This window comes from Pseudomonas sp. TMB3-21, assembly GCF_054898145.1.
This window is the reverse complement of the sequence record NZ_CM142718.1, coordinates 3,804,520-3,826,613: the sequence shown is the minus strand read 5'-3', so window position 1 is coordinate 3,826,613 and position 22,094 is coordinate 3,804,520. Positions and strand designations below refer to the sequence as shown.

Sequence of the window (22,094 nt, the reverse complement as noted above, 5' to 3'; positions counted from 1 at the left end):
CCTGACTCAACGGCCGGCCACGGGCATTGCCAGCAGCTGCAGGCGCTGGGCGATGGCAGCGGCCGGTGCATCGGGGCGGATCTTGCTCCAGCGTTTGTTGGCCACGTCACCAACGATCAGCTGTGTGGAATGCTGTTCGGGGCTCGGGATGATCTGGCCGATGCGGCTCAATACAAGGTCCATTTGTGCCTTGTCGCCGGTCAGAAAAAGCCAGTGGGGGCCATCGACGCCCTGCTTCAAGGTGTAAGCCTTGAGCACCGCCGGGGTGTCCCGCAGCGGATCACTGGTAAGGGAAATAAAGGTGATGCCGTCCGCCTTGTCGCCCAATACTTCACGCACCTGCTTGAGCTTTTGGGTGATCAGCGGGCAGGCATCGGTGCAATGGGTGAAGATCACGTTCAACAGCACGATGCGGTTCTGCAAGGCATCGCTGTAAAAGCGCAGGGTTTCGCCGTTCTGATCCTGCAGCGGGGTGTCGGTGAACCAGGTTTTTGCGTCACGGGTGCCGGGGGCCGGTTGCGCCGCCCTTGCTGTTTCTGCCGCTGGCTCTGTGGCCGCAGCCGGTTGATGACCTTCGTGGGAGAACGCCGGAAAACTCATCATGGTGAGGAAGATCAACGCGAGCGCTTTCATGGGTGGTGCTCCATGGCTATAGCGGTGTGCTTGGCGTGGCTGTTGCGCAGGCCGCTGAGTTTTTCCACTTCTCGGCTCAGAACCGCCGGGTCGGTAAACCCGTAGTAGCGCGTCCAGTGGCGGCTATTGCCGTCGCCGACGAGGATCAGCGGCTGATGGCTTTTGAAGTCGCCGCTGAAGCTGCCCAGACCCTTGAGGGTTGCGTTGACCGATTGCGTGCTCCCGGTCAGCCAGCTCCAGCCCGGGCCGTTCTGGAATGCACGGGCGTAGTCATTCAAGCGCTTGGGGTCGTCGCGCTGCGGATCGATGCTGATCGACACCAGTTGCACCTCGCTGCCGACCCGGGCGCCGAGCTGTTTCTGCACCTTGCCCATGATCGACGACACCACCGGGCAGACCGTGGTGCAACTGGTGTAGATAAAACTCATGACGACGATTTTGTCGGTCACCAAGTCCTTCTCCAGGCGCACCGCTTTGCCGCTCTGATCGACCAGCGCAACGTCGGCGAATTTCACCTGAGCGCTCTCGGCGCTGGCGCTTTTGGCGGACATGTCATGCCCGGCGTGTTCGTCCGCCGAGTGCGCCAGGACTTGACCGATGCCAGCGGCCAGGAGGCAGAACGTCAGCAGTCCACGGTGTGCGAATCGGTTCATGTCGATTTCCCCTTCAGTGGGCGTTGCCGGGCAAGACCCGAACGCTGGCAAAAGTCTTGTCATCGAAGCTCGCGCCGAGGGACGCCGCACGCACATGCAGGTACCAGGCGCCGTTCTGGTCGAGGCTCACCGGGGCTTCATAGATGCCGTTGCCGACTTCCAGCGCGGCGACCTCCTGGGCACGCGAAGACGGCGCGCGGAAGTAACGCACCTGAACGTCCTTGACCCCGCTGCGCCGCGCTTTCTGCTGGCCCTGAACGATGCGAAAGCGCACCACGTAAGGGTTGCCTACGGACGCTGTGTATTTGTCGAGCATGAACTCGACCTTCGGTGGACCGGCCAGTGGGTTGACGTTTTTATCCGCCTCCACCGCAGCGCTGAAGCAATGGATAATGTTCGGCTGGTTGAGCAGGAACGCCACGTCGAAGCGTCCGGCGGCCGGCAGTTTGACCCGCGCGCTGTAGAGTCCCGGCTCGACCTCGCGCAAGCTGCGGTCGATGACCAGCGCCGCGCGCGCCACTTGTCCGCGATTGGGGTAACCGGACATCGGTGCGTTCATGCCTTCAGCGTAGAAATAGGTGGTGTTGTCCACCGGGTTGACCACGAACACCGCGTTGTCATCGCGCGACACTGCCAGGCTCGACGCCAGTGGCAAGTCACCGGCCAGGCGTGGTGCCTGCGGGCCGGCTTCGAAACCCTGGCTGATCGGCGTACGGCCTTCGCCCAGCGACGACAGGTTGATCATGGTGACCTTGGCCGAGGCGAGTCCGCGGACGTAGGCGTAGGCCTTGGTGAACACCACTTGATAGGGTTCGGCAGACACGTCCAGTTGATGGATCAGCGAGTCGGTGGCGGCGTCGATCACCGAGGCCTGGTTCTCGAGGGTATTGAGGGCGATGCCGTACCGGCCGTCCGCACTGAAGCCCATCGGCCCAAGGCCCTGATTGACGTTGATCACCTTGCGCACAGCGTGGCTGACTGCGTCGACAACGGTCACGGTACCGTCCTTGCCATCCGCCACGTACACCGCCTGGGACAGCGGCGAATAGGCGACTGACAGCGGGTGCGAACCGGTTTTGAGTTGTTTGCTGACGGTCAGGGTTGCGATGTCGATGATGCTCAGTGTGCCGTCGTCGCGGTTGGTGACGAAGGCATGCCGGCTGTCTTTGCTGAAGGCGATTTCGTGATGACCGGGGCCGGTGGCGAGGGTTTTCAGGTGTTTGAGACTTTGTGCGTCGATCACGGTGACGCCGGATTCTTCCGCCTTCGCGGCATTGTTGCCGACCCACAGCAGGCGCTCGTCCGGTTGCAGCGCGACGCGTACCGGGTTGCTGCCGGCGCTGACCGAGTCGATCAATTTGAATTGCTGACTGTCGATCACCGCGACTTCGCCGGCAGTGGGCATCGAGATGAACACGCGTTTGTTGTCGCGCGGTGTGACCCAGTCCATGGGCGGCTGCTTGATCGCGATGCGCGCCATGGTGCTGGTGACGCCGCCCACCGAGACGGTCGGGTCGACCACCGAGACGCTGGCGTCGCGGTTCATCACCATCAGGAAATAGCTGTTGAGGTCGAGCAGTGGTCGCGCGCCGATGTTCGATTTGAGGAACACCCCGACCCGCGATTTGCAGCTTTGCTCACGGCCCTGGGCCTTGTCGCCGGCAACGGTTTCCGGGTCGAGCCAGGCACCAGGGGCGACGCCGGAGAGCGGCTGGCCGGAGGTGCTGTCGTTGATGCGAAAGCGCACGTCGGCGAATTCGCCTTCGCGCAGCACGCCGTCCTTCGCCAGGGACTGCATCTCCAGCGCGATGGAGACACCGTCGCGGACCAGGGTCTGATCGTTGGCGGTGACCGGCATTGCGGCGGGTGCGGCGGGTGCGGCGGTTGCGAGCCTGGTCGGCGCGGTGGTCGTCTGCCCCACCGTTAGCCATATCAGCCCAAGCCCGGCCAGCAACGCGCCGGTGGTGAGTTTGATGGTCCTGTTCATGGTGATTCTCCCCTCATCAATCTGCCTTGGGCGCGCCGCTGTGGGAGCGAGCCTGCTCGCGAAGAAGTCACCTCGGTTTGCAGTGAGGCGAATAACGCTTTCGCGGGCAGGCTCGCTCCCACAAGGTGTGCGGCGTCTCCCGCCACACACCTCAACCTTCCTTTCTACGGAGCCGGGGCGGGTTCTGGTTCATTGGTAACCCGCAGCAATCCCCACAAACCGGCGGCGCTGCCGAACGAGGCGTTGTCGCGGTAGAGGTAGTCGCCCGGGATCGCATTGCTGCCGCCGGCGCTCGGGTGCATGAAGCTGAAGTGCGCTGCTGGCAGCACGCTTTCCCGGGCGCCGATGTACATCGACATCGGGTTGTAACCGAACCGCACCGAGCCAATGCCTGGCGCACTCAACGGGTAACCACTGGCATCGCTCTTCTCCGACAGGAACGGGTTGACCGACCAGACGTGACCGTCGAGCTGGAAGGTCGAACCACGGCTGCCACCGGACGGCATCAGGATATGCGTGCGGAACGGTTGCCCCAGTTTCACATAAAACACCGGCGTCTGCGGATCACCGGCCACTAGCGCGTTGCTGAAAGCCATGTGCGCATTCGGCACGTCGCCGTAGGTGCCGGGGCTGCCGGCGTGACCGAACGGTGCATCAGGGGCCAGGCCGAAGCGGAACCACATCGGCTCAACCTTGTAGTTGGCGGCCATGCTGGCGTTGTCTTTCGGATCATTCGGTATGCCGTTGCCTTCCGAGGCGATGCCTTCGACCGGGCGGCCATTCGCCCAACGGGTGTTCAAGGCTTTCTGCCACACCATCGCAAAGTCGCGATAGACCGTCTGCCCCGGCGCGGTCACCGTGGCTGAAGCACGCTTGGCATCTTCAACCCAGGTCGAACCGATCGGCAGCACGCTCATGGCCCCGCCCAGGCCTTTTTGCGGTTGCTTGATCACATCCGCCGGGGTGAAATTCAAGCCGCCGAATTCCACCGCCGTGGCGTTGATGTTGTCGACGTTACGGCCCAGCTGAGTGACCGGTTTGCCTTCGCGTTCCAGGTGCCCGGCGTAGTACTGATAGGTACGGGTCGGGTAAGCACCGGTGCTGCCGACACGCGGTGGCACGGTCTGGATCGGGTTGGCGCCGACGTTGGTGCCATCGGATTTAGTGATGTCATAGGCCAGCAATTGCGCATGCAAGCCAACGTGGCTGGACGGCCGCAACAAGTTGTTGTTGAAGGTCGTCGAACCTTGCCCGTCGTTGCGGTCACGCTTGGCCAGGCCCTGCAGAATCGCCGTTTGGGCCAGGTCAGGCATCACACTCGGCAAGCGGTTTTCCAGGGTGATGTTGATGCAATCACCCGCAGCGGCGCGCAGTACCAGCGGCTCGACCGGTATGCCGGGCTTGAGCTTGCCGGTGGCTGCATCGAGATCGCCCTTGCGCACATACAACACGGCAGTCGGGTCATGCAGCGGCCCGCTCTGCCCGCCGATGGTGAAGGTCTCGCCATCTTCCGGATCGGTGATGGTGACCTGCGGGATGCTCACGGTCCGCGAGTTGTACACCAGGGTGCCTCCGGCCGCATTCAACGGACCGCCGACGTGTTGGCCAATCCCGGCTGGATCGCCGATGGTCAGGCCCAACGGATTCGGCAGGATGTCGTTAGCCAGCACCGCGACCACATCGTAGTTGCGCTGCACGGTGGGCCGTGTGCCGATGCCGTTGGGGTTGGCGCTCATCCGTGGGCAGGTGCCATCGAACGCCACGGTGTTGCGCATGCCCATTGGTTTCGGATTGTTCGGCAACGCGAACAGATCGCTGCGCTGCGCGGTGTAGTTGCGCATCACGCCCCAGATGCCATTCCAGTAGCCTTCGAGCGAAGCGTCCATCGAGTAAAGGTAATCGCCGGTGGTCGCCGCTGAACTGGAGAGCATCGAAACAGGTGCCACGAAGCCCATCTGCTCTGAGATCCCGACCATCTGCGACGCGCGCCAGCCCGAGTTGGAGCTGTTGCCGTAGCCGGTGCCACTTTGCAGCCATTTCACCCCGTGCAACGTCACGTTGTGCTCTTCTTCGTGACCGCCGGCGTGTACCCGCAGCCGCACGTTGTCACCGGTGTAGGTACGCAGCATCGGCGTGAACGGATCGCCCGGCTCTGAACCACGGTTGATGTGCGGCGGGAACAGCGTGGTGCCACCGGTTGGGCCGCTCGCCGAGGTGATCAGGTTGGGCGCCAGGTTCATCACCGGAATCGCCCGGTCGGTACGGCTTTGCATGGCGTAAGCGAGGTCACCGCCAAGGCCGTCGGCCTGCATGCCGCGCTTGCCGTCCGGGCCGACCTTGTTCGGGTCGTACACCCGCAGGGCCAGCGGTTCGTTACGGTAATTGACGACGAACATGCCCGGATCATCCACCGAGATCGCTTGCGGGCAAGGCCGGCTTGGGCAGACCGGCAGCACCCCGCCACGCACTTCCACCACTTGTTCGAGCAACTGGCTGGTGTTGTCGCGCACCGGCGGGTTAATCGCGTAGCGGAACGTGTCGGCAGTGGCCGGGAACGCTTGTGGATCCGGCACGCCATTGGGCCCGGCACCAACATAGACGCCGGCTTCATAGGCGTGCTGGAAGTCGCTGTACTCCAGGAAGAACTCGCGGAAGCTGTCATTGCGGCCGTCACCGTCGATGTCGCCGGTAGAGACCACCGCTTGCCACGAAGTCGGCCCGCCATCCTGCCGTGCACCGCTGTGCAAAGGTTCGCCGGTTTCGCCATGGAACCAAGTGGAACCGGCAGGCTCGGCAAGCACGGTGGCGTACAGACCGATCTGCTGGTGCGTCGATGGGCCGAGGTGGTCGTGGGTGAAAATGGTGCCCAGGCCACGATCGACGCCTTTGATGTTGATCACCGGATCGATGAACCAACGCTGCATTGCTGTCCGCGCACCCACCCAGTCGGCCCGGCCGAACTGGCCGAAGTACGGGTGATTTTTCGCTTTCGGACACGCGGGTGTGCCGTCACGCGGATCCGCGCCTTCGCAGTCGTTGAACTCACGAATCGCCTCAATGCGTTCCTGCACGGCGCCAGGTGAGAGCACGCCGTCTTCGTAGTTCCAGCCGTTGGCCGAACCATCGGCTGAGGTCAGGTCCCATTTCGGCAAATGAATGTGCTGGCCGATCACGTCGGTCGGTGTGCGTACCTGATAATCGTCCATTTCATAAGTGGCCGGCACCAGGTTGGTTTGCAGGTATTGCACGCAATCGAAGGTGTTCATGCGCATCACCAGCGGCTCTGGCGGACGCTGTTTGGTGATCACCGGCCAGGCGTCTTCCCACAATGCGAGGATGCGCGCTTGCGGGAAGTGATAACCGACTTTGTTGTACACCGCGTCAAACTGGATGTTGGCGGCTTTATAGACACGCGGACGGTCGGCGGTGAAGTTCGAGCTGCCGAGAAACGACATGCCGTCGGCGCGCTCGCCGCTGGCAAATTCACCCGTGCCGGCGCTGCTGGTCAGACGTTTTTGCCGGTCATCCATGCACGGTTCGTAATAAGGCGCGCCAGCGATTGGCAGTGCGCCGTTGGTGCGGAAGCTGCGCGCCACGATTTGATTACCCGGCAGCAAGGCGAAGCTCGGGTGATCTTTTTTGGAGTGGAACAACATGGCCGCCTGTTCGACTTCAGTGCCTTCTTCGGGCAGGTAAATCGGTTTGGCGCGGGTCACTGACTTGGAGAAATCCAGAGAGGTGGTCACGGTCTGCGCCTGGCCACCGGCCGAGACGCCATCCAGCGTGTGCCGCCCCAGTCCGCCGTCCCAGCCGCCCGACTGCGCAGGGTCAAGGTTGGCCCACAAGGCATTGCCGCTGGCTTTCAGGCTTTGCGCCGTGGCGGCGTCGAGCATGTCCAGAGGCGGCGTTGGCGGGCGTTGGCCGACCGAGCTTTCCATGCCCCCGATCCAGAACGGATAGCCAGGGTTTTTCAGGCTGCCGTCGGCGTTGCGGTTGGCTTCACTGCGATCCACAAGGGCCAGGGAACCGATGGCCTGCACATCGCCGGGGCCGTCGTCATCGCCGGCTTCTTCATCATCATCGTCATCGCCGGCGGCGAGCAGGGTTGTGCCGACTTTAGGCACCACTGCAACTTTGCCCGGCATGGGCGGCATGGCTTTGCCAGGCAGCGGCACGATCGCGGGGATCGGGGTGCCTGCAACAATTTCGCCATCGGGCAAGGCCCGTGCGCCTGCCGCCGGTTTACCGCTGCGCAATGCGAAAGGCTCACTGTGGAAGCCGTCCTCGCCCTGCTGCGACACTTCCAGTCTGGTGCCTTCTTCGAACACGTCATGCACTCGCCACATGGCCCACATGCCCTGGGCGAAGTGCGGGTAGAAGTGGCAGTGATAGACGGCATCGCCAGCGACGCGGTTGCGGTTGCCTGAACCGCCGTTGGCGATTTCATAGGTGTAGCCGGAGCCCGGACCGATGCCCTGGGCGTCGAGGTAATCGGAGTTGTCGTCATTGGGATTGAACAGCCACTGGTGTCCGTGCAGGTGGAAGATGTGGTGTTCATAACCATTATGCGTGTTGCGGAATTTGACGAAGTCACCGATGTAACTGTGGTTGACGTTGGAAGGTTCGGACGGGTACAGCGCCATGGTCGCCTTGATTCCGACCTGATCAGCGCTCGGTGTCTGCCCCGGGGCGATGTTTTCCAGGCCGGAGTTGGCTGGTACGTCCACCAGCATCGCGACGTCACCGACGGTATGCGAACTGAGGAAAAACTCCTCATAGGCGCAGGACAGGCAATCGTGCATCGGCCCCACACCCAGGCGGTTGGCGAGCACTTCGGCGCCCAGGCCGCCGGAGCCGTAGTTGATCATGAAGGAGTCGCGGGTCGGTTCCAGCACATGGCCCATCACCGGGTCCGCCCAGTAAGCGGGGAATGCCTGGGTCACGGCGGTTTCATCCTGGAATTGCGAGGAGAAATCGCGGAAGGCTTCAAGTCGATTCGGTATCGCCGGGTTGCGTTTGCCGAGGGTTTCCAGCGGATACGTTGAGGCCGGGAAACTGCCGTCGGCGTTACTGCCCATGACCACGGCATCGGCTTCGGTGGTGATGATCTCATTGCCATCGATCATACCCAGGATCGGCGTACCGGCCTTGCCTTCACGGATCCACGGTTCGCGCTGCGGGTAGCGCGCCTGGTAATCGACGATGGGCTGGCCGGCCGGTGTACGGCCGGTGCTGGCCAGGCGCATTTCTTCTTCAGTCAGCGTATTGCGATAAATTTTTGCCCCTTTGGGCATCACTGCCACCTGGCCGAACAAACCATTGGCATTGTTGCCTGCGGTGCCTTCGCTGCCGAACGTCGCGCCACGGCTGCTGACGGTGAACGCACCTTCGCGCTCGGCGTACAGGGTGTAGGTGCGGCTGGCGCCGGGGGCGATCAGGGTATTGGCGTTTCGCCCGGTGTAGGAGGAAATGTCATCAATGCTGTTGACCGCTTGCAGGCCGTTGACCTGGAAACCGACGTGACGATCGCGCACCTGCTCATCGGCCTTGAAGGATTGCTGATTGGCGTTTTGCAGGTCTTCATCTTCGTGGCCTTCCTCTTCTTCGCCCTCCTCCTCGCCGCCATCGTCCGAGGAGTGTGGGTTGGCTTGATAGGCCAGCAGGTTTTGCAGGTTGACGGTCAGGCAGTCGCCGGCAGCGACCCGCAGCACCAGTGGCCGAGGGCGTTTGTCCGGGCGCAGCGACACTTTCCCTGGCACCGCCGCGCCGCCCTGGGCCAGCGACTTATCGTGGTCGTCGACCACGTCGCGGCGCAGGGCGTACATCATGCCGTTGACGTTCTGCGCACCGAGGCGGTTGAACATCAGCGGCTGGTCCAGCGCCACGACGTTGGCGACCAGGTTGCGCTCACAGCGCAGGGCTGCTTGCGCTTGACTGAGGCCGATCATCGACGTCACCAACAGCAGCAAGTGGAACAGAGACTGAGCGTTGGATTTGCCGGTCATGATGATGGACCTCGCAGTAGGTGCTCAAAGGAATGGTTCACGACAATGTCGCTGGAGCAATCGGCATGCCATAACAAATTAGTTAATTGATTCAGTGAGTTGCGAACCGATTTGAATAGGCCGGGGGATATTCCCCACCCAATCCCCCTATTACGGGCGGGCCTTAGCCAACGTGCTCTGTCACGGCTGTGAAGGCCGCATCCGTTTCTGTAGCAGCTGTCGAGCCTGCGAGGCTGCGTCCGGCTCGGGCCACGTGCAGTATTTGGATTGAGCGAAGCGCCGAGCGCGATCGTCGGCCTGGTGTTCCCCCACATTCGGGGCACCCCCCAGTCACAGCGGCGCATCCACCGCCAGGCCTTGCAATCGCCGGTATTGGCGCAGCACATTCGGCACGTAACGCTGGGTTTCGGTGAACGGCGGGATCACGCCGCCACGGCTCAGGACCGCCTGCGGCCCGGCGTTATAAGCGGCCACCGCGAGGCTGATGTCGTTGTCGAACAGGATCATCAAGCGCTTGAGATAACGCGCTCCTCCCTGAATATTGGATTTGGGGTCATAGACGTCCTCCACCCCCAGCTCGCGAGCGGTGTCGGGCATCAGCTGCATCAACCCGCCCGCACCTTTCGGCGACGTCGCTTCGGCGTTGTAACTGGACTCGGCCTGGATCACCGCGTGCAACAACGCGGCCGGCAATTGATGCGCTGTGGCCGCCGCCGAGACCAGTTCGGCATAGGGCTGCCGGGCGATCATTTGCGGTTGCTGATCAAGGCTGACCAGCGACGATTGCGGGTCGCGAATGACCCGTTCATAAGTACGGCCGGGACGGTGGACATTGGACAGCACGTAGCTGCCCTTGGCGTCTACGGAAACGAACACATCGGCCTGAGCGACGCCGGTCAGCAGCAGAAAACCGAGCAGTCCGGTGGTGAGTGTTTTCATTGTTGTGCCTCCCCTGACCGGCCCCGGAAAGTGGGGGTAATGCCCCAATGGACGGTCGTGGATCAGCCATACGCAAGCACTGTGCCGCAACTGCAAAGCCCCGTAATTCGGGAAGTTGAGGAGGATGCCGAACCGTGAGCATGGCAATTGCATAAGACCTCTCAGCGACCCTTCTGCCTAATTGTGTGAGGTCATCATGAAACAGCGTCTGCGTTGTGCTCCGCGTTCCCAACGCGGGTTTACCCTGCTCGAACTGTTGGTGGTGCTGGTGGTGCTGGGGCTGTTGGCCGGTATCGTCGCGCCGAAGTATTTCGCTCAACTCGGCCGCTCGGAAGTGAAGGTGGCCAAGGCGCAAATCGAAGGCCTGAGCAAAGCCCTGGACCTGTATCGCCTGGAGGTCGGCCATTACCCGTCGACCGAACAGGGGTTGCAGGCGCTGGTCACCGCCCCCAGCGATGAAACCCGCTGGACCGGTCCGTACCTGCAGAAAAAACTCCCGCAGGATCCGTGGGGCCGTAACTACGCCTACCGCCACCCCGGCGAAAACGGCGAGTACGATCTGCTGTCGATGGGCAAGGACGGCCAGCCCGGCGGCGAAGGCGAGAACGCCGAAGTCACCAGTTGGCAATGACGGGAGTGTCGAGCATGCGCTTTCATCTCAAAGCCGTGGGCAAGGCCGGTGTGGTCTCGATGACGGTCGAAGCGCCTGGCCATAGCGAAGCTCGGCGCATCGTTGAAGATCAGGGTTTGCGCGTGGTCAGCCTGCACGTCGAGCGACACTGGCGAGCGCTGCGATTGCGCAAAAAGGAAACCTTCAACCTGGTGCTGTTCAGCCAGGAACTGACCACTTTGCTGAATGCCGGGCTGCCATTGATCGATGCGCTGGAAAGCCTCGCAGAGAAAGAAAGCGCTCCACAGGCGCGCAAGACATTGAGCGAACTGGTGCGGCTGCTGTACGAAGGTAAATCGTTCTCCCAGGCGCTTGGCCAGTTGTCTGCGGTGTTCCCGCCGCTGTATGTCGCATTGGTGCAATCCAGCGAAAAAACCGGCGCTGTCGGCGACGCGCTGGGCCGTTACGTCAGCTACCGCCAGCGCATGGACGAGGTGCGGCAGCGCATCGTCAGCGCCTCGATCTATCCGCTGCTGTTGCTGGTGGTTGGCGGTGGCGTGGTGCTGTTTTTGATGGGCTACGTGGTGCCACGTTTCAGTCTGGTGTTTGAAGGGCTCGGTTCGAATCTGCCGTGGCTGTCGCAGGTTCTGATGAGTTGCGGCATGTTCCTGCATGCGCATCAGGGCGAGTTTTTCGGCGCACTGGTGACGATCATCGTCGGCCTCGCCTTCCTCCAGCGCCAACCGGCCTTCCGCCGCGGCGTCGACCGCCTCATCGAAAAACTCCCGGCGGTGCACCAACGCATCTTCATGTACGAACTCGCCCGCTTCTACCGATCGCTGGGCATCCTGCTGCAAGGCGGCATCCCGCTCGTCACCGCCATGGGCATGGTCCGCAATCTGCTCACCGTCGGCTCCCGCGTGCGTCTCGACCAGGCCTGCGAACGCGTGCGCGAAGGACAATCGCTGTCCGCCGCCCTCGAACTCAACCAGCTCGTCACCCCCGTCTCCCTGCGCCTGCTGCGCGCCGGCGAACAGTCCGGCAACCTCGGGCAAATGATGGAACGCAGCGCCGATTTCTACGACGAAGAAATCAGCCGCTGGATCGAATGGTTCGTGCGTTTGTTCGAGCCGCTGCTGATGACATTTATCGGGTTGTTGATTGGCGTGATCGTGATTCTGATGTACATCCCGATCTTTGAATTGGCGTCGAGCATTCAGTGAACTTGGAGGTTTCAGTGGTAAATTGATGCCTGATCGGCGCAGCGCTTCTACATTCGATGTGGACTTCAGCCTATAAAGAACGCATTCGCGACGACTGATCACCCATCAGTCCCATCAGAGCTGACCCACTTGGATGGCAAAACCTCAATGACATTGGATGAGCACGATTTAGCGCAGGTGCGGCGGTTCAACAAGACGCTCGCCTGGTTGCCGCGCTTCCGCATCCGCAATCGCGTCACCCCGCGTGTGATTCAGGCACTCTTGCGCCTGGGCCAGATCGGCGGTGCAGGCAAGCTGGCCCGGCATGGCGTCGAAGCTGAGACGCGGGTGATCCGCGTTGATGGCGTGGCTGTTTCCTTGCGGATCATCAGACCGAAAGGACCGGTAAAAGGCGTCGTGCTGGACTTTCACGGTGGCGGCTGGGTGATCGGCAATGCGCAGATGAACGATGCCTTCAACGTCGCCATGGTCAACGCGTGCAATGTCGCAACGGTCTCGGTGGATTATCGGCTGGCGGTAACGACACCGGTTGAAGACCTGATGAGCGACTGCCTGGGCGCAGCGCGCTGGCTGTTGAGTGACGACTGCGAAGAATTTGCCGGCCTTGCGGTGATCGTCGTGGGTGAATCCGCCGGCGGGCATCTCGCCGCCGCCACCCTGCTGGCGCTCAAGGCATGGCCGGACTTGCTTCGCCGGGTGAAGGGCGCGGTGCTTTACTACGGCGTCTACGACCTTACGGGAACCCCAAGCGTACGCGCCGCAGGCCCCGAAACGCTCGTACTGGACGGCCCCGGCATGGTCGATGCCTTGCGCATGCTCACCCCGGATTCAAGCGACGAGCAACGTCGGCAACCGCCGCTGTCACCGCTGTATGGCGACTTTGACGGTCTGCCTCCCGCGCTGCTGTTTGTCGGCGAACTGGACCCGCTGCGTGACGACACGCTCGAGATTGCCGAGCGCTGGAAGCCGTTTGCGCAGATCGACGTGCACCTGTTGCCGGCGTGCCCGCACGGGTTCATCCACTTCCCTACGGCCGCAGCAGCCAAGGTGCTGGCGCATAGTCGGGAGTGGATCAGTCAGCGAATCCATCCTCAGATTCGCTGACTGACCTGCACTACCCACATGTTATCGAACACTGTGTTCAATTTCTTCGGTGGCGCTGACTCCTCGCTGTTTAATCATTTAAAAAAAACCCCGCAACCCAGTAGGGAGCGGGGTCAAGAATTGGTTGGTTGCGGCCAACCAAAGGAGCTCGGTGAGGCGTTGACAAAAACAGGTCCGGCAAGAACCTCAACAACACGGTGAAATGTGAAGTCAGAACGTTCGATGGAGGTGATTTTCCAGCCTTTGCCGGAAAAACAAAACTTGCGTTTGGTAATGGTCACTATTACTTCTAACGATAGTTGCGCGCCGCGCAGGCGAATGCGTACTCCATCACAAAAGACAGATGAGGATCTCTCCTTGAGAACGTTCGATCTGATCCGCGACGCCGTGCTGCCTGAGTTCCGCGATCGGGTGGCTGAGTACCTGGCCCAGTACGAAACCGTATTACTGGCTGAAACCGCGCCTGACCCTGAGCTTGTTTCAGCAACCGCCAATCAGTTGCGCGGTTATTTGCGCGGTTTGAATACCACGCGAGTGTTGGGCATGGCCGATTGGGAGGAACTGGATCGGCGCGTGGTGAACACGTGGCTCTAGCGGTCGATGGGCTGGACTGAGCTGTCGGTCGGGCACGCCAGCAGCTCGCTGATCCACCGCACTTCCTGAGCGAGCTCCTGCACCTTCTCTTCGGGTATTGCCTGGCGCGCGCGACCCAAATGAATCAAGGTTTTCTGCTTCTCGCGCAGTCGGCGTTGCCACTTGGCGAGGAACACTGCGCTGCGTGCCTGCATCTGCAGGGGCCCGAAGTACAACTGTTCGGCCGTGTATTGCACGGTCCCGACGTATTCGGCGACGATGATTTCGTAGTCGAAGCGATTTTCCCGCAGCAGTTCTTCGCAGAGGATGCGGTAACCGTTGCCCATCAGCCAGTGGCGCAGGGGTGGCTCGCCGCCGTTGGGTTGCAGAATCAAGCGTTCGCGGCGGCTGAGGCGGGCCTTGCCAGACTCCAACAGGTCGCGAATGGTCTCGCCACCCATGCCGCAAATGGTGATAGCGGTTATGCCATCATCGGGCTCGATTGCCGCCAGGCCATCGGCCAGACGCACGCTGATCTGCTGGGCGAGCTGGTTATCGCGCACCGTGCGTTCGGCTGCGTGGAACGGCGTAGACGCCACCTCCCCCGCCACCGCCGCGGTGATGGTGCCTCGCCGCATCAACGCCACCGGCAAGTAGCCATGATCCGAACCGATATCGGCCAGCCGCGCACCGGCAGGCACATGCGCCGCCACCCGCTCCAGGCGCATGGACAATGTGTGTGGGCTCAACGGTATTTCCTTTTAACGTGGTGCGTAGGGCAACAGCACAGGCTAGCTATGGTCCATGGAGCTGACGCCGGTTTCAACTCCTGAATATTTCGACACCCACCGCCATCGCGAGCAAGCTCGGCTCCTACAGGTTTTGCGGGGAGCCTGATTTCTGTGACCGCCGCAGAGCCATATGGAGAATTGCTGTGGCCTTTAGCGAGTAAGCAACGACGTCGCCAACAGTGCCTGCAACCCCATTGGTTTGGCGAAGTAATAACCCTGAGCCTGTCCGGCGCCCATTTCGCGCAGCAATACCAGCGTTGCTTCGTCCTCGACGCCCTCGGCCACCACGCTGAGGTCCAGCGATTCGGCCATGCGCACGATCGCCCGCACTATCGCGCGGCTGCGGGCGCTGGTGGTCAGTTCGAAGATGAATGACTTGTCGATCTTCAAGCCGCTGAAGCGGTATTGGTGCACATAGCTGAGGGACGAGAAACCTGCGCCGAAATCATCCAGCACCACCGACATGCCGTTGTCGGCCAATTGCTGCATGGTCAGTCGGGCCATCGCCGGTTCGGCGACCAGTGCGCCTTCGGTCAACTCCAGGCAGATCCGCGAAGGCGCAACATCATGCCGGGCCAGCAGTGCCAGCACATCACTGGCAAAATCCGCGCGCGTCATGCTGTAACTGGAGCAATTGACGTGCACTGGCGGCCAGTTGGCATGTTCGGGCAGGGCGAGGATTTCCGCGATGCTGTTGAGCATGTACAAATCCAGCCGACCGATCAGCCGCAACCCCTCGACATCCGGCAAAAACTCACCCGGCGCAATCACCCGTCCACCCGGTTGATGCCAGCGAATCAGCGCTTCCAGGGCCAGCAACTCACCGCTGTCTACGCTGACAATCGGCTGGAAATAGGGCAGGAGTTCGTCGGTGCGCTTGAGTGCATTTCGCAACGCGCCCTCCTGCTCAACCTGGTCGGACACCTCGCGACGCACTTCTTGATTGAACACCGCGTAACTGTCGCGCCCGGCACTCTTGACCCGATACATGGCTGCATCGGCGTCGCGCAGCAGGTCGGCGGGCTCGTCATGGAATTGGCTGTCGGCACCGACGATGCCGATGCTGCAGGACGAAAACACTTCGTGGCCATTGATCAGGAACGGCAGGTCGAAGGCCACCAGAATCCGCTCGGCAATCTCGATCACTGCCTCCAGCGGCGCGTCCGGGGCGAGCACGGCAAACTCGTCGCCGCCCAGACGCGCGAGCATGTCCGTTTCGCGCAGACAACTGCGCAACCGCTGCGCTGCCTGCCGCAGCAGCAGGTCACCAAAATGGTGGCCGAAGCTATCGTTGACCATCTTGAAGCGGTCCAGGTCGATGAACATCACCGCCAAGTGCCCGCCTTCGCTTTCGAACCGCGCCCAGGCCAAATCGAGGCGTTGTTGCAGATAAGTGCGATTGGGCAAGCCGGTGAGCGCGTCGTGGAAGTTTTCGTGCTGCAGCCGAGCATTGACGTGATCGAGCTCACGGGTGCGGCTCTGCACTCGCGCTTCCAGTTTAAGGTTGGCAGCGTGAATAGCTTCCGCGGCGGTGCGCCGTGACAACGCGGTATCGATATGCCGCGATACGAAGGTCAGCAACTCCTGGTCGCGCAACGTGTAGCGCACCAGCGAGGTGTAGCTTTGCACTGCCAGCACGCCACGCACGGCATCGCCTTCGAACAGCGGAATGCCCAGCCATGAATAGGATCGAACGTGCTCGTCGGCCAGTTGGATTTCGCCAAGTGCGGACAACCGCTCGGCCTCGTTGACGTCGATCAGGCAAGGGCGACGCTGACGGATGATGTACTCGGTCAAGCCTCGACGACCACGCCGCGCGACCGGGCAAGTAGTCAGGCGCTCATCGACGTAATAAGGAAAGGTCACTTCACCGGTCGCTTCGTCGAACAGCGCAATATAGAAGTTCTGCGCGAACAGCAGCTCAGCGACGATGCCATGCAAGGTCTGAAACAGCTCGGTCATGTCGCCGGGCTGGCTGGACAGTTCGGCGATCTGAAACAGTGTGCTCTGCAAATGTTCGGCGCGCTGGCGGTCGGCGACTTCCTGGCGCAAGGCATCGTTGAGCGCGGACAGTTCGAGGGTGCGGCGCAGCACCGTTGCTTCCAGGTCGGCACGGTGCAGAATCCGGTCCAGCGCCATGGCCACGTGGCGCGCTACCACCAGAAACAACGCGCGATCTTCGGCGCTGTAGGTGCGGGAAACGTCGTAAACCTGCATCGCCAACATGCCGAAGACGTCGTCCGACGCGTTCTTCAACGGCGCGCCCATCCAGAACTCGGGACGGTCACCCACGCAAAAAAAGCGCCCCTCGTCCTGCGCTGCACATATGCCTGCCGCGTCGATCAGCAGAGGCTGGCCGGTGGTCAGCACTTGCGCGGTCAGCGACAGGTGTGAAGGGTCAAGGTATTCATAGTGCTCGGACTCCACCGCATCAACGTCGATGATGTCGACGTAATACGGATAGTCGATTTTGCCGGTGTGCGGGTCATACAGCGCGAGGTAGAAGTTCTCGGCATCGATCAGACTGGCCAGCAGCCGGTGTACGCCGACCAGAAACACTGAGCGGTCGCGGGTCGAACTGGCCAGGTAGGTGATTTCATAAAGCACGCGCTGGGTGATTTGCGCGCGGGCCAGGGTGTTGGTCTGCACCTGAATGCCGAGGCGCTGGGCAAAACCGGCGAGCGCCGGCTCCGCCGCATCGTCGAGGGGCGCGAGCAGCCAGCCCAGCACGGTTTCGCCACTGCCAGTCGGCCAGCGGTGCAAATACCGGGACTGGCAAAAGGCGTCAAACGCTTCATTGGCGATGCTGGACGGCCACTGCATGCGCGGATCGCCCTGCCCCATCAAATGCATTTGCTCACCGGCGCGATACACCACCCATGCGGTGGTGTGTGCCCAGTTTCTCGCTGAATCCAGCAAGTGTTCAACCGTGTCTTCATTGCCAGCGTAAGCCATGCCGACCCTGCCCAGATTCCCTTTCGATGAAGATGCAGCAACATCGCAATCGTTCGATTGCCGCAGTGAGTCCGTCAATGGACAAACACTCATCAGCGCTCCCGGAGCCAGAGACTGGCGATACTTTTTTATGATTGCCAGCAGTGTGCCAGTGAACATCTCGTTTAAAGCTTATGAGAATTTTTTTCAATGGGTTTCTTTGATTTAGCGGCAAGTGCGGCAAGTTTAGCGGGTGTTAGGCATTTACGGCGTCGCAGATAGCGACGCGGAGCGTCCCGGGAGGCGTTCCCACGCGAGGGAACGATCATTAACTGCAGGACGCAGGCTTCGCCAGCTGCTACAGGGTTGCGATCAATCAAAAAACGGCCCAACCAACACCCGACTCCCGACAAAAAAGCTGTCCGCGACCAACCGCAAAGGCTGCAGGTCCAGAGCGCTCGCACCATCGGCAATCAACTGCTGAAAATGACGATACACCGCCGCATACTCCCCCTCCTCCGACACCACCTGAGGAACCCCATCAATACTCAACAGCGCGCCACCGTTGTCCAGCCGCAAAACACCCTCGCTGCAGCGAATCTCAATGCTCCAGAGTTCGTCATGACCGTGGTCGAAATCGAACTCGGCCCGCACCTCCAGATGCTGCGCATCCGACATTTTGATCGATGCAGCAATCGGCGACTGGCAATTCTCGGGAACACGTAACTCGGCCGACCCGACAAACAGCGGCAACGCCAATAGATGAGTAACAATCGACAAGGCATTGATGCCCGGATCGAAAACGCCCAGACCACCCGGCTGCCAGATCCACGTCTGGCCGGGGTGCCACTTGCGCACGTCCTCCTTCCAGTCAATCTGAACGCTTTGCAACGTGCGGCCGGCCAGCCAGTCGCGGGCAGCCGCAATGCCCGGCGCATAGCGCGAATGCCAGGCAAACAAACCACTGACGCCCTGCTGCGCAACCTGATCCACCAACGCCATCGCTTCACCGAGCGTGGCACATGGCGGTTTCTCAACCAGCACGTGCTTGCCCGCGGCTAACGCTTGCTGCACCAAGGCAAATCGTCCTTGCGGCGGCGTGCAGAAGGCAATCGCATCAACGTGCGGACCGCGTTCAAGCAGCTCGCTCAGCGAACGAAAGTTTTCCACGCCAGCGCAAGGTTGCCCTTGCGTCGCGACAGACACCAGCTCAAACGCGGGATTGGCGTTGATCGCAGGAACGTGTTGATCCTGGGCAATCTTGCCGTAACCCACCAGACCGAGACGGATCGGTTGCATCAATGACTCCTGTTGTTTTTCTTGTCTTGAGAAACGAATAGGCGAGATTACGTTTCTCTGGACAAGAAGTCATTGGTGGCGTGTTCGGATGCGCATCGTCAAATCGCTTGATCGACAACCTCAATCTGCATCACCCCGACCAACTCGGCCTGCTCCAGAATTTCTTCCGGCGTCGCGTCTGCGTTGGGCATGATCAGGCTGTTTTCGCTGTCGCCAAAATGTAACTGCAGAAGGTGCATTGCAGCCTCATGAACAGGCAGCGCGGGGTCTTTTAGCTCGAAGGTATGCTCGCGGGTCTCGCCATTGAACAGATATTTCACAGTGTATTCATGCATGTCGGATTCCTCGAATGGGATGAGTGCAGCTGTTTATCCTGACTTGATGGTCAGTTTTTAGTTCAACCGGAATCACAGGCATTCATGCGCGATATCGTGGACTGCAGTGCGCTGCTGGTAGGCTAGCGGCCTGACACGATTTTGATAAATGTAGGCTGGAGCGGAACATGGCAGTAAATAGCTTAAGAATGCTGTCGGTCGGCGAGGTTGCGCGGCGAGCCGGGGTAGCCGTTTCAACACTGCACTTCTACGAAAAAAAAGGCCTGATCGCCAGTGTCCGCACCAGCGGAAATCAGCGCCAGTTCCCGGCGCATGTGTTGAGATACGTCGCTGTGATCAAGGTTGCGCAGCGCGCCGGCATTCCTCTGAAAGAGATCAAGCAGGCGCTGGATGCCTACCCGTCGGACGGCAAGCTCTCGGCTGGGCAATGGCGCGATATCTCCACGCAGTGGCGAGACAACCTCAACGCTCGCATCGTCATGCTCACGCGTCTGCGCGATGAGCTGGATGGCTGCATCGGCTGCGGTTGTCTGTCACTGGAAGACTGTCCACTGCGAAATCCGGCCGACAAGTTCGGTGAGCAAGGTCCGGGCGCTGGCATTCTGGAGCGCGAATAGCAGCAAGCACATGTCCGGCAAAAGGGGCTTGACCTCAATATACGTTGAGGTCTGACGATTCGGCTTCATTCACTTGGAGAGTCCGTCATGCCATCCGAAATATCTTCGCCCGCGTTCACCCTGTCCAATCCTGCCGGCCTTTACGACCCCACGGACAACGCCTATTCGCACGTCGCTCAAGTCCCCCTTAACGCGCGGATAGTGCACCTCGCCGGTCAGGGTGGGCAGGACCGCGAAGGCTATCTGGCGCCAGGCTTTGCGGAGCAGGTGCGGCAAACGATCGCCAACGTCGAGATCGGCCTCGCAGCGGCCGGCGCCACGCTCAATGACGTCTATAAACTCACCATACTGGTGGTCGATCACTCCGAATCACGCCTCGCCGAATGGGCTGCTGAGGCAAAACGGGCGTGGGGATCGCACCTGCCAACCGGCACGCTGATCGCGGTCCCGCGGCTGGCGCTGGACGGCATGCTGGTGGAAGTCGAGGCGATTGCCGCACTGCCTGCTGCATAGCCGTAACGCGATCCTGAACAGACGTTGGTACGGTTAGTGGGTATGATCCGGGAACCCATTCATGGTGGAACCACGCTTATGCCCGCATCCCTCACCCGCCCCTCCCGCGCACCAATGCTCAAGCCAGGCGAGACCGTGGTCTTGTTCGACGGCGTGTGCAAGCTGTGCAATGGCTGGGCGCGATTCCTGATCCGTCATGATCGCCAGCAGCGCGTGCGGTTGGCGACAGTGCAGTCACCCGAGGGGCAGGCACTGTTGGCCTGGGCCGGGCTGCCGCTGGATGAGTTCGATACCATGGCAGTGATTCGCGACCAGCACTATTGGGTGCGCTCGGATGCCTTTCTTGAAGTCATCAACCAACTGCCTGCTGGCTGGGCTGTGTTGAAACTTCTGCGCTACTTTCCCCGCTCATTTCGTGACTGGTGCTACGACCGCATCGCACTGAATCGTTATCGGATGTTCGGAAAATACGACACCTGCCTTCTGCCTGATCCCGATCATGAGCGTCGTTTTCTGAAGGCGCCGGTGTGAGCGCATTGCCCGCATGAAGTCGCTTACAGCAGCAACTGCAGCACCTGACCCGGCGTCATCTTCGTCACCATGATCAGCACGATCACAAACATCCCGGTGAAACCGCACCCTTCAGATACAGCATGATCAGCCCTGCCCGTCCGAAAAATGCACGGCCAGGCTCACGTTTTCCGGTTCATTGATCGCGGCCATGTACTCGTCGACCGAGATTTCACCGACGCACGCCCGGGCGCCGGGTTCGGGCGAGTATCCCCCGGCGATTTTTGCCGCCAGAGCGACGGCGGCACAGCTCGGGATTTCCGGGCCTTTGTCATTCAGCGCGGTCAGCTGCACGGTCATTGACAATGGCTGGCCGTTGGCGCCAAGACCTTTGACATCGATATACAGCGCACTTTTACCGTCGCCAAAGCGTTCGAACCAGAGCCCCCAGCGATGCAGTCTTGCCGCCCATGGTGCAGGGTCACGGACGATGCCCGTCCTCAGCGCTTGCGCCAGCAAATAATTGGCCACTCCGCCCAGCTTGAGCCCTAACCCGGCCTTGAAGGCCAGGTTTTGCGCGCCATAGCGGCTGGGGAAAATATCCATGTCCGGTACATCGACTTTGGCCAGCAAACGCGTGCCCAAGTGCCCCATCTTGCGCAGGGTCAGGTCTTGCCAACCCAACACTTCATGCACCTGGCCGTTCCTGAGTTGCTTGATCGGTTTGCCGGCATAGGCCAGCACACCTTCGACGGTGGACAGGCCGGGCATCTTGGCTGATGAGGTAATGCCATGTTCGATCGAATCGATACGCGTAAAGCGATGCCACTGCTGATCGATGAGTGCGGCCGATAACGATGGCACCGAACTGCAACCGCTGAGTACCGCCACACCCACCTCTCGAGCGCGGCCGTCGAGAACGCCAATACCGCTGACGAAGGTTCTGCAGTCAGACAAGTCGCAGTAGTTCACACCGGCATCGATGCAATGCTCGGCAACGGCATAGGTCTGCCCCTGGAACGGGCCGCCGGTATGAATGACCAGATGAATGTCCATCGACAGCAGAACCGCCTTGAAATCGGCGCCCATGGCATCGCCGCACCATCCTTCGCAGGCCTTGCCCGAACGGCTCTTCAGCTCGTCGAGTTTGACTTGCAACTTGCGCGCATCGCGGCCTGAAATCACCAGCTCGACATCTGGCATCTCCACCAGATGCCTGCAAACGATGCTGCCAAAATTACCGTACCCGCCGACCACCATCACCCTCAGAGCCATGCCATTCTTCCCTAACTGTTTGATCGCGCGATGCGCAGTCCTTGAACAGGTGGCGAGCTTCTCTGATAAAGGTGGGCCAGGCAAGCGTGGTCA

At 61.1% G+C, this 22,094-nt stretch carries 18 protein-coding genes and 1 pseudogene; 7 read left to right on the top strand and 12 right to left on the bottom strand.

Features of this window, described 5'->3' with window-relative positions; translation table 11 throughout:
• Positions 1–6 precede the first annotated feature (6 nt).
• The 5 genes from ACYZTS_RS17530 to ACYZTS_RS17510 form a co-directional block, all read right to left on the bottom strand.
• Positions 7–633, bottom strand: a complete 627-nt coding sequence (locus ACYZTS_RS17530; protein ID WP_461990821.1) for an SCO family protein — start codon at positions 631–633, stop codon at positions 7–9.
• The gene (locus ACYZTS_RS17525) at positions 630–1,286 is read right to left on the bottom strand and encodes an SCO family protein (RefSeq protein WP_461990819.1); all 657 of its coding nucleotides are present in this window, start codon (positions 1,284–1,286) and stop codon (positions 630–632) included. The genes ACYZTS_RS17530 and ACYZTS_RS17525 overlap by 4 nt, the downstream gene beginning before the upstream one ends.
• Before the next feature lie 13 nt (positions 1,287–1,299).
• Entirely contained in the window at positions 1,300–3,273 is a 1,974-nt protein-coding gene (locus ACYZTS_RS17520; protein WP_461990817.1) for a YncE family protein, read from the bottom strand.
• Positions 3,274–3,437: 164 nt separating this feature from the next.
• On the bottom strand, positions 3,438–9,278 hold the full coding sequence (gene mnxG / locus ACYZTS_RS17515) for a manganese-oxidizing multicopper oxidase MnxG (protein ID WP_461990815.1): 5,841 nt from the start codon (positions 9,276–9,278) through the stop codon (positions 3,438–3,440).
• Between the two features lie 330 nt (positions 9,279–9,608).
• Positions 9,609–10,217: a lytic transglycosylase domain-containing protein gene (locus ACYZTS_RS17510; RefSeq protein WP_461990813.1), complete on the bottom strand. Its 609-nt coding sequence runs from the start codon at positions 10,215–10,217 to the stop codon at positions 9,609–9,611.
• 196 nt (positions 10,218–10,413) lie between these two features.
• Here ACYZTS_RS17510 and gspG point away from each other — a divergent pair, with 196 nt between their 5' ends.
• The 3 genes from gspG to ACYZTS_RS17495 all read left to right on the top strand — a co-directional run bounded on the left by gspG (position 10,414) and on the right by ACYZTS_RS17495 (position 13,154).
• Complete coding sequence (gspG, locus tag ACYZTS_RS17505) at positions 10,414–10,848, top strand: type II secretion system major pseudopilin GspG (RefSeq protein ID WP_028623227.1); 435 nt, start codon at positions 10,414–10,416, stop codon at positions 10,846–10,848.
• 14 nt (positions 10,849–10,862) lie between these two features.
• The gene (locus tag ACYZTS_RS17500; RefSeq protein WP_461990811.1) at positions 10,863–12,050 is read left to right on the top strand and encodes a type II secretion system F family protein; all 1,188 of its coding nucleotides are present in this window, start codon (positions 10,863–10,865) and stop codon (positions 12,048–12,050) included.
• A gap of 147 nt (positions 12,051–12,197) precedes the next feature.
• On the top strand, positions 12,198–13,154 hold the full coding sequence (locus ACYZTS_RS17495; RefSeq protein WP_461990809.1) for an alpha/beta hydrolase fold domain-containing protein: 957 nt from the start codon (positions 12,198–12,200) through the stop codon (positions 13,152–13,154).
• 113 nt (positions 13,155–13,267) lie between these two features.
• Here ACYZTS_RS17495 and ACYZTS_RS17490 read toward each other — a convergent pair whose 3' ends face one another.
• The gene (locus tag ACYZTS_RS17490) at positions 13,268–13,435 is read right to left on the bottom strand and encodes a hypothetical protein (RefSeq protein WP_461990808.1); all 168 of its coding nucleotides are present in this window, start codon (positions 13,433–13,435) and stop codon (positions 13,268–13,270) included.
• A 76-nt stretch (positions 13,436–13,511) separates the two neighbouring features.
• Between ACYZTS_RS17490 and ACYZTS_RS17485 the strand changes: the two genes are divergently transcribed.
• Positions 13,512–13,748, top strand: a complete 237-nt coding sequence (locus ACYZTS_RS17485; protein WP_461990806.1) for a hypothetical protein — start codon at positions 13,512–13,514, stop codon at positions 13,746–13,748.
• Here the strand turns inward: ACYZTS_RS17485 and ACYZTS_RS17480 are convergent.
• From ACYZTS_RS17480 to ACYZTS_RS17465, 4 genes are all read right to left on the bottom strand, one after another.
• Positions 13,745–14,476: a tRNA (adenine(22)-N(1))-methyltransferase gene (locus ACYZTS_RS17480; protein ID WP_461990804.1), complete on the bottom strand. Its 732-nt coding sequence runs from the start codon at positions 14,474–14,476 to the stop codon at positions 13,745–13,747. The two genes, ACYZTS_RS17485 and ACYZTS_RS17480, sit on opposite strands and share 4 nt — an antisense overlap.
• A gap of 192 nt (positions 14,477–14,668) precedes the next feature.
• The gene (locus ACYZTS_RS17475; protein WP_461990802.1) at positions 14,669–17,566 is read right to left on the bottom strand and encodes a sensor domain-containing phosphodiesterase; all 2,898 of its coding nucleotides are present in this window, start codon (positions 17,564–17,566) and stop codon (positions 14,669–14,671) included.
• A 258-nt stretch (positions 17,567–17,824) separates the two neighbouring features.
• Complete coding sequence (locus ACYZTS_RS17470) at positions 17,825–18,751, bottom strand: Gfo/Idh/MocA family protein (RefSeq protein WP_461990800.1); 927 nt, start codon at positions 18,749–18,751, stop codon at positions 17,825–17,827.
• A gap of 98 nt (positions 18,752–18,849) precedes the next feature.
• Entirely contained in the window at positions 18,850–19,086 is a 237-nt protein-coding gene (locus ACYZTS_RS17465; protein WP_028623221.1) for a hypothetical protein, read from the bottom strand.
• Between the two features lie 167 nt (positions 19,087–19,253).
• Between ACYZTS_RS17465 and soxR the strand changes: the two genes are divergently transcribed.
• From soxR to ACYZTS_RS17450, 3 genes are all read left to right on the top strand, one after another.
• Positions 19,254–19,703: a redox-sensitive transcriptional activator SoxR gene (gene soxR / locus ACYZTS_RS17460; RefSeq protein ID WP_461990798.1), complete on the top strand. Its 450-nt coding sequence runs from the start codon at positions 19,254–19,256 to the stop codon at positions 19,701–19,703.
• A gap of 87 nt (positions 19,704–19,790) precedes the next feature.
• Positions 19,791–20,216, top strand: coding sequence for a RidA family protein (locus tag ACYZTS_RS17455; RefSeq protein WP_033050705.1), 426 nt, complete (start codon positions 19,791–19,793; stop codon positions 20,214–20,216).
• Between the two features lie 78 nt (positions 20,217–20,294).
• A complete protein-coding gene (locus tag ACYZTS_RS17450; protein ID WP_461990796.1) occupies positions 20,295–20,747 on the top strand; it encodes a thiol-disulfide oxidoreductase DCC family protein in 453 nt (150 codons plus the stop codon).
• A gap of 23 nt (positions 20,748–20,770) precedes the next feature.
• On the opposite strand, the pseudogene ACYZTS_RS17445 reads toward ACYZTS_RS17450, so the two are convergent.
• Positions 20,771–20,851, bottom strand: a pseudogene (locus ACYZTS_RS17445) (DUF2269 domain-containing protein); the annotation flags it as partial.
• A 22-nt stretch (positions 20,852–20,873) separates the two neighbouring features.
• Positions 20,874–22,001, bottom strand: coding sequence for a saccharopine dehydrogenase NADP-binding domain-containing protein (locus ACYZTS_RS17440; RefSeq protein ID WP_461990794.1), 1,128 nt, complete (start codon positions 21,999–22,001; stop codon positions 20,874–20,876).
• Positions 22,002–22,094: the final 93 nt, after the last annotated feature.

What these genes read in the sequence shown, in the direction of transcription:
- ACYZTS_RS17465 (WP_028623221.1), bottom strand. Translation starts at nt 19,086, where the DNA reads ATGCATGAATACACTGTGAAATATCTGTTCAATGGCGAGACCCGCGAG.
- gspG (WP_028623227.1), top strand. Translation starts at nt 10,414, where the DNA reads ATGAAACAGCGTCTGCGTTGTGCTCCGCGTTCCCAACGCGGGTTTACC.
- ACYZTS_RS17440 (WP_461990794.1), bottom strand. Translation starts at nt 22,001, where the DNA reads ATGGCTCTGAGGGTGATGGTGGTCGGCGGGTACGGTAATTTTGGCAGC.
- ACYZTS_RS17525 (WP_461990819.1), bottom strand. Translation starts at nt 1,286, where the DNA reads ATGAACCGATTCGCACACCGTGGACTGCTGACGTTCTGCCTCCTGGCC.
- ACYZTS_RS17450 (WP_461990796.1), top strand. Translation starts at nt 20,295, where the DNA reads ATGCCCGCATCCCTCACCCGCCCCTCCCGCGCACCAATGCTCAAGCCA.
- ACYZTS_RS17500 (WP_461990811.1), top strand. Translation starts at nt 10,863, where the DNA reads ATGCGCTTTCATCTCAAAGCCGTGGGCAAGGCCGGTGTGGTCTCGATG.
- ACYZTS_RS17530 (WP_461990821.1), bottom strand. Translation starts at nt 633, where the DNA reads ATGAAAGCGCTCGCGTTGATCTTCCTCACCATGATGAGTTTTCCGGCG.
- ACYZTS_RS17455 (WP_033050705.1), top strand. Translation starts at nt 19,791, where the DNA reads ATGCCATCCGAAATATCTTCGCCCGCGTTCACCCTGTCCAATCCTGCC.
- soxR (WP_461990798.1), top strand. Translation starts at nt 19,254, where the DNA reads ATGGCAGTAAATAGCTTAAGAATGCTGTCGGTCGGCGAGGTTGCGCGG.
- ACYZTS_RS17470 (WP_461990800.1), bottom strand. Translation starts at nt 18,751, where the DNA reads ATGCAACCGATCCGTCTCGGTCTGGTGGGTTACGGCAAGATTGCCCAG.
- ACYZTS_RS17520 (WP_461990817.1), bottom strand. Translation starts at nt 3,273, where the DNA reads ATGAACAGGACCATCAAACTCACCACCGGCGCGTTGCTGGCCGGGCTT.
- ACYZTS_RS17475 (WP_461990802.1), bottom strand. Translation starts at nt 17,566, where the DNA reads ATGAGTGTTTGTCCATTGACGGACTCACTGCGGCAATCGAACGATTGC.
- mnxG (WP_461990815.1), bottom strand. Translation starts at nt 9,278, where the DNA reads ATGACCGGCAAATCCAACGCTCAGTCTCTGTTCCACTTGCTGCTGTTG.
- ACYZTS_RS17510 (WP_461990813.1), bottom strand. Translation starts at nt 10,217, where the DNA reads ATGAAAACACTCACCACCGGACTGCTCGGTTTTCTGCTGCTGACCGGC.
- ACYZTS_RS17495 (WP_461990809.1), top strand. Translation starts at nt 12,198, where the DNA reads ATGACATTGGATGAGCACGATTTAGCGCAGGTGCGGCGGTTCAACAAG.